At 46.1% G+C, this 20,867-nt stretch carries 24 protein-coding genes; 9 read left to right on the top strand and 15 right to left on the bottom strand.

Annotated features, from left to right (window positions below):
- Positions 1–96: 96 nt before the first annotated feature.
- From ABIA61_RS12780 to recQ, 3 genes are all read right to left on the bottom strand, one after another.
- Positions 97–558 carry an NUDIX hydrolase gene (locus ABIA61_RS12780; protein WP_404580852.1) on the bottom strand — a complete coding sequence of 154 codons (462 nt, stop codon included), beginning with the start codon at positions 556–558 and terminating at the stop codon, positions 97–99.
- Positions 559–657: 99 nt separating this feature from the next.
- Positions 658–2,547, bottom strand: coding sequence for a B12-binding domain-containing radical SAM protein (locus tag ABIA61_RS12775; protein ID WP_404580818.1), 1,890 nt, complete (start codon positions 2,545–2,547; stop codon positions 658–660).
- Positions 2,548–2,597: 50 nt separating this feature from the next.
- A complete protein-coding gene (recQ, locus tag ABIA61_RS12770) occupies positions 2,598–4,496 on the bottom strand; it encodes a DNA helicase RecQ (protein WP_192511530.1) in 1,899 nt (632 codons plus the stop codon).
- Positions 4,497–4,741: 245 nt separating this feature from the next.
- Between recQ and ABIA61_RS12765 the strand changes: the two genes are divergently transcribed.
- Positions 4,742–5,788, top strand: coding sequence for an RluA family pseudouridine synthase (locus ABIA61_RS12765; protein ID WP_404580817.1), 1,047 nt, complete (start codon positions 4,742–4,744; stop codon positions 5,786–5,788).
- An 89-nt stretch (positions 5,789–5,877) separates the two neighbouring features.
- Here the strand turns inward: ABIA61_RS12765 and ABIA61_RS12760 are convergent, their stop codons facing one another.
- From ABIA61_RS12760 to ABIA61_RS12750, 3 genes are all read right to left on the bottom strand, one after another.
- Positions 5,878–6,726, bottom strand: coding sequence for a hypothetical protein (locus ABIA61_RS12760; RefSeq protein WP_283655156.1), 849 nt, complete (start codon positions 6,724–6,726; stop codon positions 5,878–5,880).
- A 194-nt stretch (positions 6,727–6,920) separates the two neighbouring features.
- Positions 6,921–7,160, bottom strand: a complete 240-nt coding sequence (locus ABIA61_RS12755) for a helix-turn-helix domain-containing protein (protein WP_283655155.1) — start codon at positions 7,158–7,160, stop codon at positions 6,921–6,923.
- A gap of 27 nt (positions 7,161–7,187) precedes the next feature.
- On the bottom strand, positions 7,188–7,325 hold the full coding sequence (locus ABIA61_RS12750) for a hypothetical protein (RefSeq protein WP_283655154.1): 138 nt from the start codon (positions 7,323–7,325) through the stop codon (positions 7,188–7,190).
- Positions 7,326–7,577: 252 nt separating this feature from the next.
- On the opposite strand from ABIA61_RS12750, the gene ABIA61_RS12745 reads away from it, so the two are divergent.
- From ABIA61_RS12745 to ABIA61_RS12735, 3 genes are all read left to right on the top strand, one after another.
- Positions 7,578–7,841 (top strand): hypothetical protein, encoded by a 264-nt coding sequence (locus tag ABIA61_RS12745; RefSeq protein ID WP_404580856.1) that lies wholly within the window; start codon positions 7,578–7,580, stop codon positions 7,839–7,841.
- An 85-nt stretch (positions 7,842–7,926) separates the two neighbouring features.
- Entirely contained in the window at positions 7,927–8,733 is an 807-nt protein-coding gene (gene speD / locus ABIA61_RS12740) for an adenosylmethionine decarboxylase (RefSeq protein ID WP_404580816.1), read from the top strand.
- Positions 8,734–9,003: 270 nt separating this feature from the next.
- Complete coding sequence (locus ABIA61_RS12735; protein ID WP_283655152.1) at positions 9,004–10,422, top strand: NAD-dependent malic enzyme; 1,419 nt, start codon at positions 9,004–9,006, stop codon at positions 10,420–10,422.
- 108 nt (positions 10,423–10,530) lie between these two features.
- Here ABIA61_RS12735 and ABIA61_RS12730 read toward each other — a convergent pair whose 3' ends face one another.
- Both ABIA61_RS12730 and ABIA61_RS12725 read right to left on the bottom strand, forming a co-directional pair.
- Positions 10,531–11,211, bottom strand: a complete 681-nt coding sequence (locus tag ABIA61_RS12730) for a protein kinase family protein (RefSeq protein ID WP_283655151.1) — start codon at positions 11,209–11,211, stop codon at positions 10,531–10,533.
- 42 nt (positions 11,212–11,253) lie between these two features.
- The gene (locus ABIA61_RS12725; RefSeq protein ID WP_404580815.1) at positions 11,254–11,988 is read right to left on the bottom strand and encodes an HAD family hydrolase; all 735 of its coding nucleotides are present in this window, start codon (positions 11,986–11,988) and stop codon (positions 11,254–11,256) included.
- Between the two features lie 459 nt (positions 11,989–12,447).
- Here ABIA61_RS12725 and ABIA61_RS12720 point away from each other — a divergent pair, with 459 nt between their 5' ends.
- The 3 genes from ABIA61_RS12720 (at position 12,448) to ABIA61_RS12710 (ending at position 14,627) form a co-directional block, all read left to right on the top strand.
- The gene (locus ABIA61_RS12720; RefSeq protein ID WP_404580814.1) at positions 12,448–13,305 is read left to right on the top strand and encodes a hypothetical protein; all 858 of its coding nucleotides are present in this window, start codon (positions 12,448–12,450) and stop codon (positions 13,303–13,305) included.
- 111 nt (positions 13,306–13,416) lie between these two features.
- Positions 13,417–14,172, top strand: coding sequence for a threonine/serine exporter family protein (locus ABIA61_RS12715; RefSeq protein ID WP_404519936.1), 756 nt, complete (start codon positions 13,417–13,419; stop codon positions 14,170–14,172).
- Between the two features lie 20 nt (positions 14,173–14,192).
- Positions 14,193–14,627: a threonine/serine exporter family protein gene (locus ABIA61_RS12710; RefSeq protein ID WP_404519935.1), complete on the top strand. Its 435-nt coding sequence runs from the start codon at positions 14,193–14,195 to the stop codon at positions 14,625–14,627.
- A gap of 134 nt (positions 14,628–14,761) precedes the next feature.
- Here the strand turns inward: ABIA61_RS12710 and ABIA61_RS12705 are convergent, their stop codons facing one another.
- Positions 14,762–15,283, bottom strand: a complete 522-nt coding sequence (locus ABIA61_RS12705; RefSeq protein WP_283655148.1) for a GNAT family N-acetyltransferase — start codon at positions 15,281–15,283, stop codon at positions 14,762–14,764.
- 175 nt (positions 15,284–15,458) lie between these two features.
- Here ABIA61_RS12705 and ABIA61_RS12700 point away from each other — a divergent pair, with 175 nt between their 5' ends.
- Positions 15,459–15,893, top strand: coding sequence for an MBL fold metallo-hydrolase (locus ABIA61_RS12700; protein WP_483874942.1), 435 nt, complete (start codon positions 15,459–15,461; stop codon positions 15,891–15,893).
- Positions 15,894–15,972: 79 nt separating this feature from the next.
- On the top strand, positions 15,973–17,061 hold the full coding sequence (locus tag ABIA61_RS12695) for a M24 family metallopeptidase (RefSeq protein ID WP_404580813.1): 1,089 nt from the start codon (positions 15,973–15,975) through the stop codon (positions 17,059–17,061).
- Positions 17,062–17,178: 117 nt separating this feature from the next.
- Here ABIA61_RS12695 and ABIA61_RS12690 read toward each other — a convergent pair whose 3' ends face one another.
- The 6 genes from ABIA61_RS12690 to ABIA61_RS12665 form a co-directional block, all read right to left on the bottom strand.
- Complete coding sequence (locus ABIA61_RS12690; RefSeq protein ID WP_283655146.1) at positions 17,179–18,138, bottom strand: sigma-70 family RNA polymerase sigma factor; 960 nt, start codon at positions 18,136–18,138, stop codon at positions 17,179–17,181.
- An 88-nt stretch (positions 18,139–18,226) separates the two neighbouring features.
- Positions 18,227–18,574: a hypothetical protein gene (locus tag ABIA61_RS12685; RefSeq protein WP_404519930.1), complete on the bottom strand. Its 348-nt coding sequence runs from the start codon at positions 18,572–18,574 to the stop codon at positions 18,227–18,229.
- A 17-nt stretch (positions 18,575–18,591) separates the two neighbouring features.
- Positions 18,592–18,909, bottom strand: coding sequence for a hypothetical protein (locus ABIA61_RS12680; protein ID WP_044644645.1), 318 nt, complete (start codon positions 18,907–18,909; stop codon positions 18,592–18,594).
- 32 nt (positions 18,910–18,941) lie between these two features.
- Entirely contained in the window at positions 18,942–19,406 is a 465-nt protein-coding gene (locus ABIA61_RS12675) for a hypothetical protein (protein ID WP_283655144.1), read from the bottom strand.
- Between the two features lie 168 nt (positions 19,407–19,574).
- The gene (locus ABIA61_RS12670) at positions 19,575–20,111 is read right to left on the bottom strand and encodes a sigma-70 family RNA polymerase sigma factor (RefSeq protein ID WP_283655143.1); all 537 of its coding nucleotides are present in this window, start codon (positions 20,109–20,111) and stop codon (positions 19,575–19,577) included.
- A gap of 521 nt (positions 20,112–20,632) precedes the next feature.
- The gene (locus tag ABIA61_RS12665; protein WP_404559585.1) at positions 20,633–20,782 is read right to left on the bottom strand and encodes a hypothetical protein; all 150 of its coding nucleotides are present in this window, start codon (positions 20,780–20,782) and stop codon (positions 20,633–20,635) included.
- Between the last annotated feature and the right edge of the window lie 85 nt (positions 20,783–20,867).

The following is a 20,867-nucleotide window of genomic DNA, read 5'->3' as shown; positions in this document are numbered from 1 at the left end:
GCGTCATCAAGCAAAAGATCACATAGATGTAAAAAAACAAAACCCGGCCTCAGATAGCTTCGCTTCTATCCAGGTCCGGGTTAAAATCTTATAGGATCATCTCATAATAATTTCAATATGCTTGTAAAAAGCGTTGATAACCGGGATATCCGGAGGACTAATTTCATCAGGAAGTTGGTCGAGATCAAAAAATCTTAATTCCTTGACTTCATTTGGATCTTCCTTTAGCTCTCCGGTGTATTCGGTACAAATATAGGCTGTAACGACATTGTATACTTCGTCCCCATGTGGATATTTGTAATATAATTGCGGCCCGGAAAACACATCCAATAAGGTAAGGCTACCCGCCTTCAGTCCTGTTTCCTCGGCTAATTCTCTTACCGCGACCTCTTCCATAGATTCTCCCGGTTCCAATGACCCGCCTGGCAATCCCCATAATCCATTATCTGTTCTAAGTCCCAGCAATAATTGGTTATTATTAAGTAATAGCACACAAGCGCCTGCCATGATTAAGGGTCTGGTACCTACCACTTTTCTTAAGTCCATAATATAGCCCAATCTGATCACTCTTTTCATTCGTCAAAAGAAGGCACCGACTCTTGTGTTGTCAAGAACGATGCCTTCTGATGTTTAGATGTCATTTGTACCTTTTTCCTCTTAAATCGCTGCAATTTCCTTGCCAATTGGCATGGTGTAGTACAGTGGCTTTTGCTGTTCGTTTTGCTGGTAGACTACGAGTAGCAACGTTCGGCCTTCAGCGGTCAAAGGGCTGCCACCACTCAGGATATGATCCAGCCGGAACGGCAGAACATCCAGCACAGCGTGCTTTTGCAGTTCCTTTTCACCCAGCTTCAAGGAAGCGAAAGACGGAATCACCTCGCGGTATGGCTGCGGCTGCGAACTGTCCGAAACAGAATGGCCATCTGTAGCATGAGAAGCAGGTGCAGCAGTTTGCGTCGCATCTGCCACAAAGTCTGCAACCACAGGTGACAACAGCGCATCCGGGTGCTGGAGAGCCATTTTCATATAGCTGGACCAATCGTCCTTCTCCAAGGCGTGTTCCCACCAGATTTTACGCGGCTTGTATTTATGGTTCAGGAAATAGTCGAGCTTCATCAGCCCAAGCACCATATCCATTCGCTTCGTTCCGCGTGATTCAAGAAAGGACTGGAGACGCGTGAACAGGTCTTCGAGCTGGTGACCGATTTTTTGCCAGCCCTGTCCCTCCCAATAGTCTCCGAACTCCTGAAAGAAATCAAAGGCCGACGCAAATTCGCGCTCGATCAGATAGTTCACCGTATGATCCATACGATGGGAGTTCCAGTATTTCTCCAGCACATCTTCCAAACGTTTAAGCCGAACGATATCGGCAAAGGAAAGGACGTCATTGCTCAGCATTTCATAAGGCGCAACATCCATGTACGTATAGTTGTACTTGTCTGCGTCGATACGCAGTCCAGTGCCGCGCAGCATTTTGAGGAAGCCGAGCTGAAGCTCTTCCGGGCCGAGCGCAAAAACGTCATTAAACGTTTTACGGAACGTGTTGTAATCCTCCAAAGGCAGACCGGCGATTAAATCGAGATGCTGGTCGATCTTGCCGCTTTGCTTGACCTTCGTAACGGTACGGGAAAGCTTGGCAAAGTTCTGGCGACGCTTGACCAGCTCATTGGTCGGATCATTCGTCGACTGGACGCCGATTTCAAAGCGGAATACGCCCGGCGGCGCGTTTTCCGCCAAATAATCCAACACCTCGGGACGCATAATGTCTGCCGTAATCTCAAACTGGAAGACACATCCGCGATGGTTTTCAATGAGAAACTTGAACATTTCCAGCGCATAATCGCGTTTAATGTTAAAGGTCCGATCGACGAACTTGATCAGGTTGGCTCCGTTGTCGATCAGATACAGAATATCCGACTTCGTACGCTCAATATGGTAATAACGCACCCCTACCTCAATACTGGACAGACAGAACTGGCAACTGAACGGGCAACCCCGACTGGTTTCAAAATAAACAACCCGTTTGCCTAATTCCGGTATATCCTCTGCAAAGCGGTACGGTGACGGCAGCTCGTTCAAGTCCGCCTTTGGACGGCCCGGCATCTGAATGACCTCTTCTCCCTTGCGGTAGGCCAGTCCATATACAAAATGGTACTTTTGCGTACCCTCAATCTCCTGAAGCAGTTGATGAAAGGTTTCCTCCCCCTCACCGACAACGATAAAATCCACATTCGGCAGGCGTTTCATCCAATGGTCGGTATCGTAAGAGACTTCCGGGCCACCGAGAATGATTTTGACCTCCGGCATAATCTTTTTCAACACATCAATGACTTTAATCGTCTCTTCAATGTTCCAGATATAGCAGGAAAAGCCGATGACATCCGCTCCCCGCTGAAACAGGTCGGATACGATGTTCATCACAGGGTCCTTGATCGTATACTCCGCCAGCTCAATGTCAAAGTCCTTTTCACTGTAGGCTTTGAGACACCGGATCGCCAGCGAGGTATGAATATATTTTGCGTTTAACGTTGATAAAATGACTTTCATAGGTCACAACCTTTTATAGTTTGCATGACGCCTCATATCTTTTAGTATGGCTATTCAAAATCCTCGTACACATCGTCCGCATAAATCTCATCTTCACTCACCGTTCCTCCGGCATTCCCCTGATTTTGAAAAAAATCAAGGAACAGCTTGCCGTACTTGCGGAACTTCACTTCGCCGACACCCTTGATCCGCAGCATGTCCGCCTCAGATTGCGGGTTCGCTACACTCATCTCACGCAGCGTAGCATCGTTAAAAATGATATAGGACGGCACATGCTCCTGCGCGGCCAAATCGCGGCGAATCAGGCGCAATTGCTCGAACACCGTTTCGTTGACTGCCGCCGGGTACGCATCGCGTCCCTGTCGTCCACGTGAGCCTGCTCCACCTGCAAAAGCTGTGGCATGTCGCACCACACGCTGCATGACTTCGCGCTGACCTTTCAGCACTTCAGCCGCAGGCTGCTGCAAACGGACAACCGGATATTGTCCCTCAGACAGCAGCAGATAACCTTCCGATACAAGGACGTTAATAATTTCAGAAATTTCTTTTTCCGTCCGATTGCCCATTACACCATAGGTTGGCAGGCTGTCAAAGCCATACTGTAGCACTTTTTTGTTACGCGAGCCTTTCAATACCGAGGCTACCATCGAAACACCAAAACGTTCCCGCATGCGATGAATACACGAAAAAATCTTTTGCGCATCAATGGTCATGTCTACCAGTTCCCGTTCATCCGTACATGAGCTGCATGTGCCGCAAGCCTCATGCTCCTCTGCCTCACCAAAATACTCAAGCTGCGCCGTACGCAAGCAGCGAGTCGTGTAGCAATAATCAACCATCTGCTGGAGCTTGCGGTAGTCGTTGCGCTTGCGGTCCTCATCCTGCGGATTTTGCTCGATCAGGAATTTCTGGGTCACAATATCCTGCGGTCCGAACAGCAAAATACATTGACTCGGATCGCCGTCACGTCCTGCGCGTCCCGCCTCTTGCACGTAAGCCTCCATATTTTTAGGCATATTGTAGTGAATGACGTAGCGCACGTTCGATTTGTCGATCCCCATGCCGAAGGCGTTAGTCGCTACAATGACACGAATATCGTCGTACAGGAACCCCTCCTGGCTGTCTGCCCGTTCCTGATCGGTCATCCCGGCATGATAACGCCCAGCCGCCATTCCCGCATCCCGCAGCCGTTGGTACAGGTCGTCCACGTCCTTGCGTGTTGCTGCATAAATAATGCCCGATTCGCCGTCATGCTCACGCGCATAATTCAGCAGAAAGCTGCGCTTGTCCTCCCCACGCAGCACACTGAACGCCAAATTTGGCCGTCCCAGGCCCGTGACGAATGTCTCCGGCTCACGCAGGCGAAGCAGCCGCACGATGTCGTCCATGACCTGCGGTGTCGCCGTTGCTGTAAATGCCGCTACAATCGGGCGCTCGTACAGCCCATCCACGAACGGAGCCACCGCCAGATAACTGGTACGGAAATCATGTCCCCACTGGGATACACAGTGCGCCTCATCGACCGCAACGCAGGAAATCGGTAGCTGCGCCATCTCATCGCGAAACCAGTCCAGCTCCAGCCGCTCCGGTGCAACATACAGCAGCTTCAAATCTCCATTCCGTGCGGCACGTATGCGGTCGTTCACTTCCCGGCCACTCAGCGTACTATTAATATAGGCAGCCGCAATCCCCATCGTGGTCAACGCATCCACCTGATCCTTCATCAGCGAGATCAGCGGTGATACAACAATCGTCAGCCCATCATGCAGTAGCGCAGGAATCTGGTAGCATATGGATTTCCCGCCGCCTGTCGGCATAATGCCCAGCGTATCGTTGCCCTCCAGCATACTGGCGACGATTTTCTTCTGGCCTTCCCGGAAATCAGGGTAGCCATAAAATTTTTGCAGTAGATCCTGCGCCCGTTCCAATGTTGGTGCTTGTACACTCATAGTTTCAAAACCCCTCATATTTCTGGCGTCCTCGACGCATATCGGCTTATCTTTCGTTACCTTTAGTTTACCGGGGTTCAGGGCAATGTTCAACCGCTGGAAGTCCATAGGTATAATGTATAATGAAATTCTTATCGAACCCTTCTACCATGGCGTTCGCTGTTTTCTCATGATATAGTGAACACGGTGCCGCAAGTTTGTCCATTACTATGATGAGACACGGTACCAAGAAGGAGAAAGAACCCATGAACAATCGTAAACCCAATCGAAAAAATCATACAAAATCCACGCCAAACACAGGCAACGCCAAGCGCAGCCACAAACCCGCCGGAAAATCCGGCTCACATAGACCCGAAGCACGGGGCAAAACGGGGGTTTTTGATAAAAATGCTGCCCAAGAGCAGGGTAAACCGGAAAAAAACGTTGCAAAAACATATATTGTACAGGAGCCTGCCGAGCTGTTGAATTTTTTGGTAGAGCATGTGTCTGGCATGGGCCGCAATTCCATTAAATCAGCGCTGGCTCGTGGACAGGTGTCCGTGAACGGCATTCCTCGTACCGTGTTCAATTTTCCGCTGGAGCAAGGTCAGACAGTGGTCCTCTCCAAGGAAAAGATCACTCCCGTGGTGCCGCTGACCGGGCTGCGTATTTTGCATGAGGATGAGGCCATTATTGTCATTCACAAGGATGCCGGGCTGCTGTCCGTCGCCTCTGCGCAGGAACAGGAAGTAACGGCATACCGTCAGCTTACGGCACATGTGCGACGTGAACATCCATACAATCGTATTTTTGTGCTGCATCGTCTGGATCGTGATACATCTGGAGTCATGATGTTTGCGAAAAGCGAAGCCATACAGCAGGAAATGCAACAGGCGTGGAAGGAAGTCGTGTATGAACGAACATACATCGCTCTCGTAGAAGGACAGGTTAAAAAGGCTGCGGGCACTATCACCTCATGGCTGAAGGAAAGCAAGACGCTGAAAATGTATTCCAGCCCATATCCGAATGACGGACAGCACGCGGTTACTCATTACAAGCTGCTTCAGGCCAATCGGCATTTTTCTTTGCTGGAAGTACGTTTGGAAACCGGACGCAAGAATCAGATTCGCGTTCATATGGAGGATATCGGCCATCCGATTGTGGGAGATAAAAAATACGGCTCCAAAGCCAAATCTATCGGTCGACTCGGTCTCCATGCGCGAGTACTGTCGTTTATTCATCCCGTCACTGGAGTATTGCTGCGGTTTGAATCCGACATTCCTAAAACCTTTTTAAATCCGTTTCGAGAGTAGCCTTACGTAAGACAAGCAGGAATAATTGGAACGGAAAAAATATACGTGGAAATTAGGGGGCTGTATGATACAGCTCCCTTTTTTATTCATTAAGCGGTATGCTTTCGGACACCATTAGCTGTTTTCATCAGCTCGTCCCAAATGGAGATCGATGTATTGCAAATGGGGCAATTCAGCCGACCGTTTAAATAGGGTAAATGGGCCAAAAGGTTGTTCTCTTCAATTTTTTGGGCATATTGATATAGCCATTGTAGATTAGAGCCTTTATGGTCCAATGAGCCGGGTTGGATCGAATGGGGAACCAGGTTTTTTGAGTTTACCGGATCTTTATCGTAAACCACCAGGACATCACTTTGTTCAAGAGGCCAAATATAGAGCGGAGTTCCGCAATGCGGACAATCCAGCGTATATTCATCACCAGTATCAAAGCTTTGCAGCATAAAAGCTACACATCGATAACCCTGAAAGGCAGCCCCCGCAGCCAAAACATAACGCTTGCCAACATCTCCTTCGTGGTCCTTAGCATACAACACCATTTCCTCGGTCAATCCTGTAAGCCGGACAATAGCTTGCTGGTATTGTTCATATATATATTCAGCCAGATCTGCATCCAATTCTACCTGATCCCTTGCAAATTCCAACGGAACTTTTGTATGTAAGGGATTAACATTTTTAGCTTCGAATATTCCGCAAATATTATAAATATCCGCACGAATACTTGTATCAGAGCTGCTTAACGCAATATCTACGAGGTACGGTACAGCTGCGAAGGTACAAGTATATAACGTATTTTGGTGATACAGTTCCTCCCAATACAAGGTGTCAGCTATTTCGCCGTCATATCCGGCTTGGAGCTGCTTCAACATCTCCGGGACGTATTGAGAGGAACCATATGGGCCTTGGAGCAGAGCCCAGGCCGGATCGGACAAAGCCAGCATCTTGAAACTCCTTTCGCCATTTTACTTTCAGTGTAGCATGGGATGGGATTGTGAAATTCTTTTTGCTATCAAATTCATTTTAACTTCATAATTCTTAGCTTCTTACGTTTATTTTATTATACGCTTGCTTTTAGCTGAAGTTTCTTTTCTCATTTTACGCAATGCCCAAAGTCACTTTCCTTGCAAGTCTATAATCATATTCGGTTAAGCTTGCGGTATTGTGAAGGTGACATGTGCTTTCTGGCTGAAAAAACCCGACTAAAATAAAATCCGTTCAGATATCCGCATTTTCCCGCAATATCATCAAGCGTATATTCTGTCTCCAGCAATAAAGTCTGGGCCTTCTCAAGACGCAGTGTGGTCACATACCGGATGGGTGTCAAGTCCACCGCCGTCTGAAAACTCCTCGGGAATTGCACCGGACTTAACCCCAAACGAGATGCACCTGGTATTTGCCTCCCCTAGTGTTCCTTAATAGTATAGGCAAACTTTCCTTCTTCAATTACATAGGCAATCCAGTGCACATCCGTATCGAGCACCAACTGAAAAGATTGTTTCTGCTTCCAATATACATGCTGATGAATGTGGACTCCGAACATGGGCGTTTACCGCCTTCATTTTCCATGTCCTGCTGACTGTGCGCCAAATATCCACAAAGCGTTCTATCCATCTGCTTTCACATTATAAATCCTGTTACTAAAAATTAGCTAAACATGAAATAAAGTATATACGCATGATGTTTCCGTGCATGTCAAAACAAAGCTCGCTCAGGTAACAGCGTCCAGCAGTCTTACTGCCTTGCGTGTGGACTCGCTCAGGCTGTCTGCTCCAGCTCAGAACTTCACGGATATGTGAAAGCCAGTGCGGTGCTGGAATGGACAATGCGATCCGGTGGACTGCGGCTGCCGAAAAAAACGGTTCGGGAGATTCATTGTACCTTTAATGATGACGTTAACGAGGATTTAATCAATCTCCATCATCATCGCACCCCTTTTGAAGTTATGCCCGAATTGGTACGTCATTATCGAATCGAGGTGTTTACAGATGGAACTATGAACAGAACATGGCGTACGTGGACGTTGATTCAAAGTTATGGGTACATTAATCTTAGCTAAAGGATGGAGTATATGAATGGGTATATGAAAAGAAGTGATGGGAACATTATGTATGAATACTGCAACTATTAAGGGGAAATAGCCCATGACCATGACACCGGAACAGCGGATTACCTTGCACGGGTTTAACAATCTGACCAAATCGCTGAGCTTCAACATGTACGATATTTGTTACACCAAAACAAGGGAAGAACGCGAAGCCTATATCGAATATATTGACGAACAATACAATGCGGATCGGCTGACTGCCATTTTAAAAAATGTGTCCGATATCATCGAGGCTCATGTGCTCAACGTAGCCCAGCAGGACTATGTTCCTCAAGGAGCCAGTGTGACCATGCTTATATCGGAAGGTCCTATCGTGGAGGTGCCTACAGAATCCTACGCCGAATCACCCGGCCCTCTGCCCGATTCTGTCGTTATACAGTTGGATAAAAGCCATATCACTGTCCACACCTACCCGGAATATCACCCCGACGAGGGAATCAGCACGTTCCGAGCCGATATTGACGTCTCTACCTGTGGGGAAATCTCCCCGCTCAAGGCACTCCATTATTTGATTCATTCCTTCGACACAGATATTATGACGATTGATTATCGGGTACGCGGCTTTACACGTGATACGAATGGGCATAAGTTGTTCATCGACCATGACATCGCCTCCATTCAAAATTATATTCCCGACGAAGTTCGTAACCAGTATGACATGATAGACGTGAACGTGTATCAGGAAAACATTTTCCACACCAAATGCAAGCTGAAACAATTCGATCTGGACAATTATCTATTCGGCTATACGAAGAAAAGTCTGAGCGGGAACGAGCAGCAAAACATAACCGCCCGTCTTAAAACAGAAATGGATGAAATTTATTATGGCAAAAATATGACGTAGCGGGATGGGAGCAGCAGGATGGACTATATGTTATCCATTAGAAAAGGACAATAGCTATGGAGCTGAAACAGAGCCGGGCTTTTGTCCTTTTTTGATGCAAAATGAGAGATTTGATTCAGCTTTATCTGTACAAGTGGGAGATTGTTCACTATGATAGGGAAAGAATCCACTAATTTGAAATATAAATTCACCTCTTAGGCACGCTTTCGATTGTAAGCGCAATCAATTGATCCTACTAATTTTGTAATGGAACACAAAGGAGGAATTTGTATGCAAGGCGGTATTGGCGGTAAAAATATCATTTTACGACTGGAAATTTCCACCGAGCACATCCAATTTGGTCAATTGATTACGCTGGTCAACGAACATGGCGGGGATGTTATTGCGATTGACGTCATTCGCACCTCTGAAAAGGTCACCGTGCGGGATATTACGGTTACCATTGCCGATCCGGCCGAAATTGACCGAATGATTACCCGGATTAAAAAAGCGCAAGGCGTGAAGGTACTGTCCATCTCTGACCGGACCTTTCTGCTGCACCTTGGAGGTAAAATTGAAATGCAGCCCAAGGTTCCGATTCAGAATCGCGACGACTTGTCCCGGGTGTACACTCCAGATGTAGCACGCGTGTGCATGGCGATTCATGAGGAGCCGGACAAAGCCTTCCGTTTGACGATCAAACGTAACACCGTTGCTGTCGTCTCGGACGGAAGTGCTGTCCTGGGCTTGGGCAATATCGGCCCCTACGCGGCTATGCCGGTCATGGAAGGCAAAGCCATGCTGTTCAAGCAGCTCGGGTCCGTCGATGCTTTCCCGATTTGTCTGGACACACAGGACACTGAGGAAATCATCAAGGCGATCAAGCAAATCGCTCCAGCTTTCGGCGGTATTAATCTGGAGGATATTTCATCACCTCGCTGCTTTGAAATTGAGCAGCGGCTGCGTCAGGAGCTGGACATTCCTGTTTTTCATGATGATCAGCACGGCACTGCTGTTGTCTTGTACGCAGGGCTGATCAATGCACTCAAGGTCGTCGGCAAAGCGCTGTCTGATGTGAAAATCGTCGTCTGCGGTATCGGAGCTGCGGGTGTAGCCTGCACTAAAATTTTGCTATCTGCGGGTGCCGTTAACATCATTGGTGTAGATCGCCACGGAGCCATTACAGCTGATGAAACGTACGATCATCCGGTGTGGAACTGGTACGCACAGCATACTAACCCCGAACGGTTATCAGGCACGCTGTCCGAGGTTCTGAAAGGTGCTGACGTGTTTATCGGTCTATCGGCAGGCGGGCTACTCCAACGGGAAGACGTAAAACGCATGAACGAGGCTCCAGTGCTGTTCACCATGGCTAACCCGGTTCCCGAAATTGCCCCCGAGGATGTCGAAGACATCGCAGGTGTCATTGCCACCGGACGTTCAGACTACCCTAACCAGATCAACAACGTGCTTTGCTTTCCCGGCATATTCCGCGCGGCGCTCGACTGTCGCGCCCGTGAAATTAACGAAGAAATGAAGCTTGCGGCAGCAGAAGCCATTGCGAGTACGATCCGCCCCGAAGAATTAAATAAGCTGTATATCATCCCCGGCGTATTTAACGAGAATGCCGTTCAGCGGGTGCGTGAGAAGGTCATTCGGGCTGCGATTGAGAGCGGAACCGCCAGAAGAGTACCTCGGGATTTCAGGTAAAAGAGAATCTGCCTATTCCGTAAGACATGTCTGGTAACGTGCCAAAAAGGATTGCTCCCTAATACGGGTGCAATCCTTTTTTTATAAGAAGATCAAGACTTCCTTCCATTATGACTTCCATTTGGAAAACAGTTGGCTGGCGCGTTGAGCGAACTCCTCCAGATTAAAGCTGGAGTTGTCCAGCTTGTAGTACCATTTTTTAATCGTATCCAGAATCCATGACGGAACTTTAACCTCCGAGATACCTGAGTAAAACGTATGATACGCCCACACCAGATGCTCCCAGCGCTTGTCATCGCCCTCCTTCACGTATTCGGATACGTCCAATACCTTGGCGCGTCCATCTTGCATCAGTACATTTTTGAGATGAATATCACGGGGATTCAGCCCCTTGGATCGGACAAACTCCCTCGCCTCTTCCACGTCCAGAATGACTTGCTCCGGCACCGAAATGCCTTGCAGCAGACAATCCAGAAGCGTAATACCTGATTCATAGCTTATGACAATATACTTGTCACCTTTCCCGTAATAATGTGGAAAAAAATCGGATCCCCGCAAACGCTCGTATACGTCGGCCTCCGCATCCTTCTTCTCGATCGCCATGTCTGAGTACACCTTGAACGCGTAGCCGGGCAACATATCGAGCGTAAATACGGCCGCATCCGTCCCGATGCCAATACAACGGACGTCTTGGGAGACTGTTTTAATCGTAACCGGATCATTATCCTCGGTACTGTAAACAGTCACTTGACTTATGATTTCGTCTGCCTGCCTCCATTGTTCAACCATGCGCGATCCCTTCCTTCTCTGTTCTAAACCATTTGAATGAAGTTAGACATATGTCGGATACAGCAGTAATTTTTTCAACTCTGAATAGCTTGCCGCTGTTTCATAGACTCCCACTACCTCAGACTCCGGGGCAACCTTTCTGTGATTGAACCAGATGACCCGCCAATTCGCCGCTACAGCTCCCGCCACGTCATTACGCCAGGAATCCCCAATATAGCAGCAATGCTCCGCCAGAGTCCCTGTCCGTTCGTTCACTACTTCGAAGATACGTGGATCAGGCTTGGCATAGCCAACCGTTCCGGATACAAAAATATGCTCTGCCGCAATATGATTTTCCAGCGCCATGGCCCTGATTTTGCTCATCTGGTGATCTTCGAGACCATTCGTAATCAAGCCAACCAGATATCCAGCCGAGCTCAACTCGTCCATTAACGATGTAGCTCCCTCGAAAGGCTCAATCCGATACTGGCGATCCAAGTACTCTTTTTGGATATCCACTGCCTGCTCACGGGTAATATTCACCCCAAATTCCTGTAAAGCCAGAACAAAACGGCCTTCCCTCATATCCTCCAGCTCATCCTGCCCCGCTTTCCCCTCCAATAGTCCTCCTTTGGCTGATAACACATCACTGTAATAGCGAATACGATGATAGGCCTCTTCATAAGGAAAACGCTCACTCAATCCTAATACTGTACGCAACGCATCGCGAGTAGGGTGCAAATGATCGTACATTGTATCATCCACATCGAAAAATACGGCCTTCTTGTGCAAGTTCATATACCCACTTCTTTCTGTAAAAATCATTGGATGACGTCCATCCTCACCTTGTCCTGATATTATACCCGCTGACCCGATACGTTGCACCTTACTCCTTCGCCATCCATAGCTCTGATCTGTAGTTTGATCTGTAGTTTGATCTGTAGTTTGATCTGTAGTTTGATCTGTAGTTTGATCTGTAATTTGTAGCAATTATTTGTATCCATTCCCGCATTCACACTTCACCGTGGCGGTCATAAACTGAAAAGACATCTTTTTCACAAACTCACTTTACTTCTGTACTTACTCTAAATAGGTATCTCGTCCTGTTTTACCCCGAAAGCGGTTTATTCCATAACACACGGGTAAAAGGTCACATTTTTGAAAAGATTCAGCATACAGGTTTACATTTCGTGTAAAATCACGTACCTTTTAGGGATGAACGCTTTTTGGATGTACTTGGATAAGGAGGCATACACGATGATTTCCGGTTCTAACCCTGCCTACGGATCAGCTACACCTTTGATTGAGGCAATTATAGAATTTGAACAGGAGCTTGAAGCGAACCGGCATTCTCTGAGTTTTGATTTGGGATTGATTATGGAGCATGGCCGCGCGCCACGATATATGGCTACACCACCGGATGTGATTCCCTTTGCTCACGCAGGCGTGGACGGAATACATTACGGCTTTTTAACGGATTTTGGACTTGTAAAGGATCTTTCGCTGGCCCCCATTGTGTGCATATCCCCTGTTGACTGGACAGGTGTATGGGTGGTTGCCCGCCACTTGCAGGATTTTTTAAGTGTAGTTTATACAGAGAACAGTTCATTAAAGCGCTACTACGCTAGTGGACAGGATTATACAGGACATACAGGACATCGGCCGCCTCAGGCCGTAGATGAACGCACTGCGTTTGTGCGGGAATCCTTTCGGGAGCGCTTCGGTGTTCAACCGATTCAGGATATGGCTGCCTACATCGACAGTTTGCGAACCGAGCGCAAGCAAAACGAAGCTGCTCCTACACTGAACGGCTTGGGCATTCCTGCATTTCCTTCTTCCGCAAAACAGCGTTCCTCTATGAAGAGTGCTCTTTTAAGCGTGGCAGAGCCCTTTCATTGGGATAAACAAGGTGAAACAGTTCGTGATTTGTTCCACAACGCTTCGCGTGAAGCGAGATTGGCCTTTATCCGGGATGCTCAAACACGCCATCTGTTCACCCATTCTGCCCTTCGTGTTTTTGTAGCAGGACAGCTTAGATCCATGGGCTTGTCTGAGGCTGCAACACATTTGGAAGAGTCCTACTATACAGTTATTCCCGATACGATGGAATCTTGACGGATTCCTTCTTATTTCCCACACAACCGCCTCTGAAAGGGCGGGTTTTTGTGCTACAATATATACAAATAATACGGCCAAACGGCCCGGTACGAATGAAAGAGAGCGAGCATGAATAATCATTCCCATCCTACCCCTGAGATCATCGAGGTTTGTCTGCTGGCTGGCAAGCTCATGATGCAAAATGGAGCCGAAACCTATCGTGTCGAAGATACGATGTCCCGCATTGCCTTAGCCTACGGCATATCCCAGTCCCATAGCTATGTGACACCGACCGGGATTTTTTTTGCCATTAACGACTCGGAGCCTGCCAAGCTGATCCGGATTGTGGAGCGGACCACCGATTTGCACAAGGTAGTAGAGGTTAACGCGATTTCACGTAAAATAAGTCGGGGTGACCTGTCACCCCGCGCAGCAGTTATGGAGCTGTCCAAGATTGAACGTGGTCCGCTCCGCTATTCCAATCGCGTGCAGCTGATGGCTGCGGCATTGGCGAGCGGCTGCTTTATGATTATGTTTGGCGGGGTCTGGCGAGACTTCCCTGCAGCCGTTCTCTGTGGCGGGGCTGGCTTCGCGGCTGTGCAATATTTTCACAGACTCGTTAAAGTTAAGTTTTTCTCAGAGTTTTCTGCCTCTTTTTTAATCGGCTTGTTGGCGGCCTTACTGACAGTTACAGGCTGGGGCCAGATGATGGACAAAATCATTATTGGCTCCGTTATGCCGTTGGTGCCAGGCTTATTAATTACTAATGCCATTCGGGATTTGATGGCCGGACACCTCGTTTCGGGCATATCCAAGGGTGCTGATGCTTGCTTGACGTCCTTTGGCATTGGGGCTGGCGTTGCGGTTATCATTTCGTATATGTGATTCGGAGGAGATCCAAGTTTATGCTTGCACAATTATTCACAAGCTTTATTGCTACCGCTGCTTTCGGCATTCTTTTCCATGCTCCCCGACATTCACTGCTACAATGCGGCTTCGTCGGCATGTTGGGCTGGCTCGTCTATTATTGGACTACAGACAGCATGGGACCCGTGAGCGCCAGCCTGTTGGCAACGGTTCTAATCGGAATCATCAGCCAGAGCTTGGCCAGACTGTACAAAATGCCCGTTATTATTTTCAGCGTGGCAGGCATGATTCCGCTCGTCCCGGGGGGAATGGCCTACAATGCGATGCGACAGTTTGTACAACATAATTATCCTCAGGCACTGGAGCTAGCTATGAGTACGCTGATGATCGCAGGTGCCATTGCTGTCGGCTTGGTGCTGTCCGAGGTGCTCAATCAAATTTTTCGCAACATCCGTTTTAAACCGCAGCGTTAAACGAAGGGGATAGGCAACATCTTTTTTTCACAACATAAAAAGGCTGCTTCCAAAACCACGCACGATTGTAGTGCGCAGAACATTTTGGATGCAGCTTTTTTTCATGTTCCACTTTATAAACGATGTTTGTTCGTCTATTTATCCTCAACATCCACTCGTTTACCCAGAATAGCCAGATCCCGCTCTATGCTGTCCAGCAGCGCAACACGCGGATAATAACCCCATTGCTCAAAACCGAATTTCCGCAGCAAGGCGATACTCGGCTCGTTGTGACCGAATACAAACCCCAACAGCGTCGTAATTCCAAGCCCAGGGCATGCATTCAGTACGTGTTGCACCATACGACTTCCTGCTCCAGTTCCACGAGAATCTTCATGGACATAAATACTGATTTCCGCCGTACCGTTATAAGCTGGACGTCCGTAAAAAGACTGAAGGCTGGCCCACCCTGCAATCGTCTCTTTATGTCTCAGAACCCACAAAGGTCGATGGTCTTCTTGATGAGCCTCAAACCATGGGATACGGCTCTCCACTGTCACGGGCTCCAAATCTGCCGTTACCATTCGTCCTGCAATGGTGGAATTATAAATGCCCACAATAGCCGGAAGATCCTCCCTGCGCGCAAATTCAATGGAAAAAGATTGGTCCCTATTCATCGTTTGTACCCGCCTCCTGCTATGTTGATTTATTTCATTGTACAAGACAAGCACCTGAACAGCCATATTAAGTTGTTATTTTTGCGGTTCGGATACAAAGGGTTTTATAATAAAGCTTGAAGAAAAACAAAAGCTTCAAAGCTTGGTCGGCCCATTTAACAATAGGAGACAGGAGGTGTGCTTCGGAGTTCACGGGATTCAGTTGGAACCATTGCGCAAGGCTATTGCAGATGTGGGAGAGGATATCAGCCACCTGAAGCGAATTATTTTAACGCATCAGGACATTGATCATATCGGAAATGTTCATGCACTGCTGGACTTGCTGCCGAATACCGCTCTATTGGCTCATAAGGATGATATTCCTTATATGACAGGGGATCGGCCGTTTGTGAAGCTGACAACGGAACGAATCAATCAGATGGATACTATGCTCAGGGAGCAAGCAGAGGATATGATTCGCCGCCTGCCGGACTTGCGCTTTGCCCATGCCCTTGAAGACGGTGAGCATCTTCCTTATAAACAAGGATTTTTCATAATTCGATTCTCAACGCTTAAATGTACACTATATAGACGAACTAAACCGTTTCGATCTATTATAGCGCTGATTTAAAATCGCTCTTGGGATTTATGTAAAATGCTCATGCAATAAGCGTTATAATGAATCCATGAATAGAAAGGGATGATTCTGTATGAATGATAAAATAACCCGGCTGTATGATGAATTGAAGTCACAGTCATGGGACGGATTGCTCGTTACCGATCCCAAGCACATTTACTACCTGACTGGCTTTGCCAGTGAGCCGCATGAGCGATTTCTTGGCTTGGTACTGCTTCGGGACGAGGAGCCTGAACTGATCGTGCCTGCACTGGATGCAGAGGCGGCCCACGCTGCTTCTTCCGTGACTCGCATCTCCACCCACACAGATACGGATAATCCATATGATCTGCTGCGCCAGCGCACAGATACCGGGGTGAAGGTGTTCGCCTTGGAAAAGGAACACGTCTCTGTACTCCGCTACGAGCAGCTACATACTGCCATTGGTGCGGCTCAATATGTGGATCTCGGTCCCGTGCTTCAGGATATGCGCGTAAGAAAAACACCTGAGGAAGTACGGCGTCTGAAACATGCCGCACAATTGGTAGAGGACGCGCTTCGCCACGGCCTGACCCATGTGCGTGAAGGCGTGACAGAAGTCGAGCTGGTAGCCGAAATTGAATACCAGATGAAGAAAATCGGCGCAGATGGCCCGTCCTTTGACACTACGGTGCTATCTGGACCCAAAACAGCGCTGCCTCATGGTGTTCCTGGTACCCGCAAGCTGGAACACGGCGATCTGCTCATGTTTGATATGGGCGTATATTCAGACGGTTACGCCTCAGACATTACGCGTACTTTTGCTTTTGGCAAGCTGTCAGCTGAGCTGGAGACGATTTATCAGACGGTACTCCGCTCAAACGAGGCTGGTATTGCCGCCATTCGTCCGGGTGTATCCTGCGCGTCGGTAGACCAGGCAGCACGTGCAGTTGTAGAAGCTGCCGGGTATGGTCCCGCCTTTAACCATCGGGTTGGACACGGCCTTGGCATGAGCGTTCACGAATATCCGTCTGTGCATGGCGGCAATGAAGACCTGCTTCATGAGGGCTTCGTGTTCACCATAGAACCCGGCATCTACGTGCCAGGCCTCGGCGGTGTGCGGATTGAAGATGACGTTCTGGTCACCTCTGACGGCGTAGAAGTACTGACCTCTTTTCCGAAAGAGCTAACGGTACTGGGATAGGTTTGATATCTTTTTTCGCTTTAAAGCTCATGCTGAAAACTGCATGGGCTTTTTTTACCCTCTTGATTCTAATATCGATCGAGAGCAGTTGTGATTTGCGTTTAACTTTGCTATACTTTATATAGCTAATTTTGCTTTTTTGCGGATATAGTAAAGAACACGTTTTGAATACTTTGAAATATCATAGCCGGATATTTTAAGTACATCTGTAATGTCTGTAACATTCAAGACTTGTTTATGTTCTTTACTCATCTCTACAATTAAGTTAATTTCTTCTCTGTATTTTGATTGAGCTTCAATTTGGATATTCTCAGTATCCTGTTTGTGTTTATCTATTTTTTTCCTGATGCGTGCTAACGTCCTGGTGATTGTCATGGGGTATACGTGGAGTATTTCAGATATCTGGGAGTTATTAGCTCCTTTCATAATTAAGTGCATCACCGTTTTTTCATGTTCTGTAAACAGAGAACTACATAACAGTTGTTGAACATAAACCTTATTAATCACATGTTCATCCATGTTATTTTGTGAGTTGTCTGTAGCTTCGAAGTTATCTATTGAATCAAAATGTTCCATTGCATCACTGAATTGGGCAACTTCTCTGTAACGTTCTATAGGAACTTGAAGTAGCTTCGCCATTTTTTGCTCACTCGGCCTGTAGCCTAGTGCATCTTCTATCTCTACCATCCTTCGGATCATATCAATAGCTCCCCGACTAAGTCTTACCTCTTGAGAGTTGCTATATAATAACTGATTAACCTCCCATAAAATTGGTCTTACTACATACGTAGTAAATTTAATTCCTCGATGAATATCAAAATCCTTGAGTGCCGTTAGTAATCCTATACATGCATGTTGGTATAAGTCATCTTCAGTAACCTTGAATTTCATTTTTAGCTCTTCTATACTTCCCCTATATCGCATAATAATCGAAAACATAAATTTCCGATTCTCTTGAAGAAATTCCCCAAGAAGGTCTTTGTCCTCTTTACACGCACAGATCAGCTTTATATTATGCATATCCTTCACAGCAGGTTTTCTTAATTGTATATACGTATCACTGAGCAATCCGTTCACCCCGTATTTTCTGGAAATACCAGCATAATGAATTTCCTTCTACATTGATCACGCTCACACTCCAGTAGTCGGTCTACCTTTTTAGAATTTATTTATCTGAATAGTTAATGAGATACGTATGGCCGGAATCATCCAAGAATAAAAAATTCTTTGAACGCGTTTGGTTAGTTTGCATTGAATCCAACACATACTCGTGCTGGGTAAGGAGCTGCTGCTCCATTTCCTGAACCAAAGACGTATATTCATTCATTTGCAATTCGAGCAATTGATTACGGGCCGCAAGTTGTCTATTTTGGGAAATCAGATGATGATTTTTCCTTTTAAGCTCCTTATTCTCTTTGACAACTCTCTGAATTTTGCTAATAATTTGTATAAATTCTACTGAATCAGAATCTTCCCCATCTTGCTGATACATGTTGTTGTTCATATGATTCATATCATTTCCTCCAGAGTTTATTTATAGCGATAGTCTGTAAAATCCTTGAGATGGATTTCGACCCGATTCAGGTTACAGTCTGGTTCATCTGCTAGCGTTTGTTCCAGCCTTTCAAACATAAGCAGTATCCCTTTGCTCACAGGCGGCTTAAATGTGTCTTCGCCTGCGTCGTATCTCGCCCACCACTTCCTCAGGGATTCCATTGTTATGGTCTGATTGATATAATCCCCACAGTGCTTACACCAAAGAACAAGAGATTGATCGCATTCCATCTCTTCAGGAACAAAAGAAGATTCCGCCCCACAATGGGGGCATTTATTCATATAACCGATCATGTTCTATAACCTCCCTCCCTAGGTGCTGTTCCTTAAACCCGGTCAGGTAGAGAAATAGGATCATAGCTTTGGTTCGTTATACCGTTTAGACGAAGGGTAACCTTCGGGTCTGTCAAAAAATAATAGGATACTTCTATTCTTTTGCGGTCAGCACTCTCCGTGTAAAATTCAAAACGAAATTCCCGCCCGCCCATTACAGGATGAGCTACCTGAAAATAGAGACCTTCACTATAATCTTTGCAATATACATGGTTAACAATTACATTTTCATCAACCACTAAGGACCAATAATCGGCAGGGGTAATAACATCCGCCTTTATTGAAATAGCGAAAAACTCCAGATCATTAGATATCTTAAAGATGTCTGTTACCTTCCTTTTACCTTCTAAAGCTCTAAAACCATCTATATCAACCCTGCGGCTTGCTATGCAGGGCCTTGTTTTGGTAGGATAGAAAGGTGGATCTAATCTTCCACCAACTATATAGCGACTCAACATGTAAACTACCTTCCTTTTTAACAATTTTCATTAAATTTTCAGAATCATTCACTTGCAATGCCTCAGTCAGATATGTATACTAATTAATGTATAGTAAGGGGCAGTGCGTAGTGCCTTTCTATTTCCTTTTGGATTTGATTTTGTTCTGATAGTGGTATATCAGAGTGTTTATTTGTCAATCTCAGTTTTATAGAGTTCTCTTAGTTTTTTCACGGCTCGACAAGCATGGGATTTATGAATATCAAGATAATGGGCGATTTCTGCAGGTTTCATATCCATGCCTTCTTCAGTGAATAGCATGAAATTTATGATTCGTTGCTCCTGTTTTGTGAATCTATTACGGTTGCTTAAGTAGTCTACTTTCACGTCTGCTAATTTAAACCCGTAATCATTCACTTGAACCGAGTAATAATTGGCCATTGAGCCTTCTTCATCTGTGCCATCGCAAAAGTTAACGGTTGTACTGAACTGTGTAATTTTACGTTTTTTTTTACGATAATAGTCAACCACAGAACGTTTAATGACCGTATGTGAAAAAGTAGATATATCCTTTTTTATATTCCCTTTGTGGATCGCTGTCAGAATTTGAACGATTGAATCCTGTTTCACATCTTCTCGATCCTCCTCGTTAACACCACGAAGTATAAAGTTAAAAATATGATTTAAGGTATCTGGGTTAAATGAGCTAACATTTGTCGTTATCATTGCGGTTCTCCTATTTTAATAGTTTATTTTAATTCAATAGGTTCCAGTTCACTCTGTTCCCTCCTTAAAACTTGTATCACAACTCCTTTCCGACATTCGACAATTAGTTTCCACTTTTTTCTTTATCTTACCCTACTCTTTTTTTAATACGTAATACATTTGAATCAGTTCCATTTACCTAATTGAATATATAATTTTTAGGATTCTACTCTAATAGTCGTCATATCTATCAGAAGAGTTGCAATTTATCTATTACTTTTTCAAAACACGAACTTATGTTCTCATTTTAATAGGTATATATAACCTTGTCAATTCCTAGCATTGATTGATGTTATTTTCATCTGGTTATATTGTTCCATTTTTTTGTGTATACATCTTTAAAAACAAGCCTTTTGACTCAATTCGAACATGTTCCATAAGACCTATTTCAACATTCTTTTGAAAACTGTCGAAGTTCCTCGATAGCCTCCAATTAGTACTTCATTTCAAATGTCAGTTTGCTTCCCCTATAAATCTATTTCCTATCCACCTTCAAGTCTGGCTACCAATGCCTCTACCTTCGCATTCAAGGATCTGTTTTCTGCGAGCAAACTTAAATTTTCAGCTTGAAGTACAGCTACCGCTTCACTTAAGCGATGGATTTCCTCCTTATGACTTGACAATGCATCCATTAGGGTGACCCGGAAAGCCTGCTCATCTTTTGACAATAGCTCTCGATCCGAGACCTTATTATTGCTACGACCGCTGGCGTAGCCG

It is taken from the genome of Paenibacillus sp. RC21 (assembly GCF_044907935.1).
In the GTDB taxonomy this organism is placed as follows: Bacteria; Bacillota; Bacilli; order Paenibacillales; family Paenibacillaceae; genus Paenibacillus; species Paenibacillus terrae_A.
Note: the sequence above shows the minus strand (reverse complement) of the source record. Positions and strands in the feature narration are given on the sequence as shown.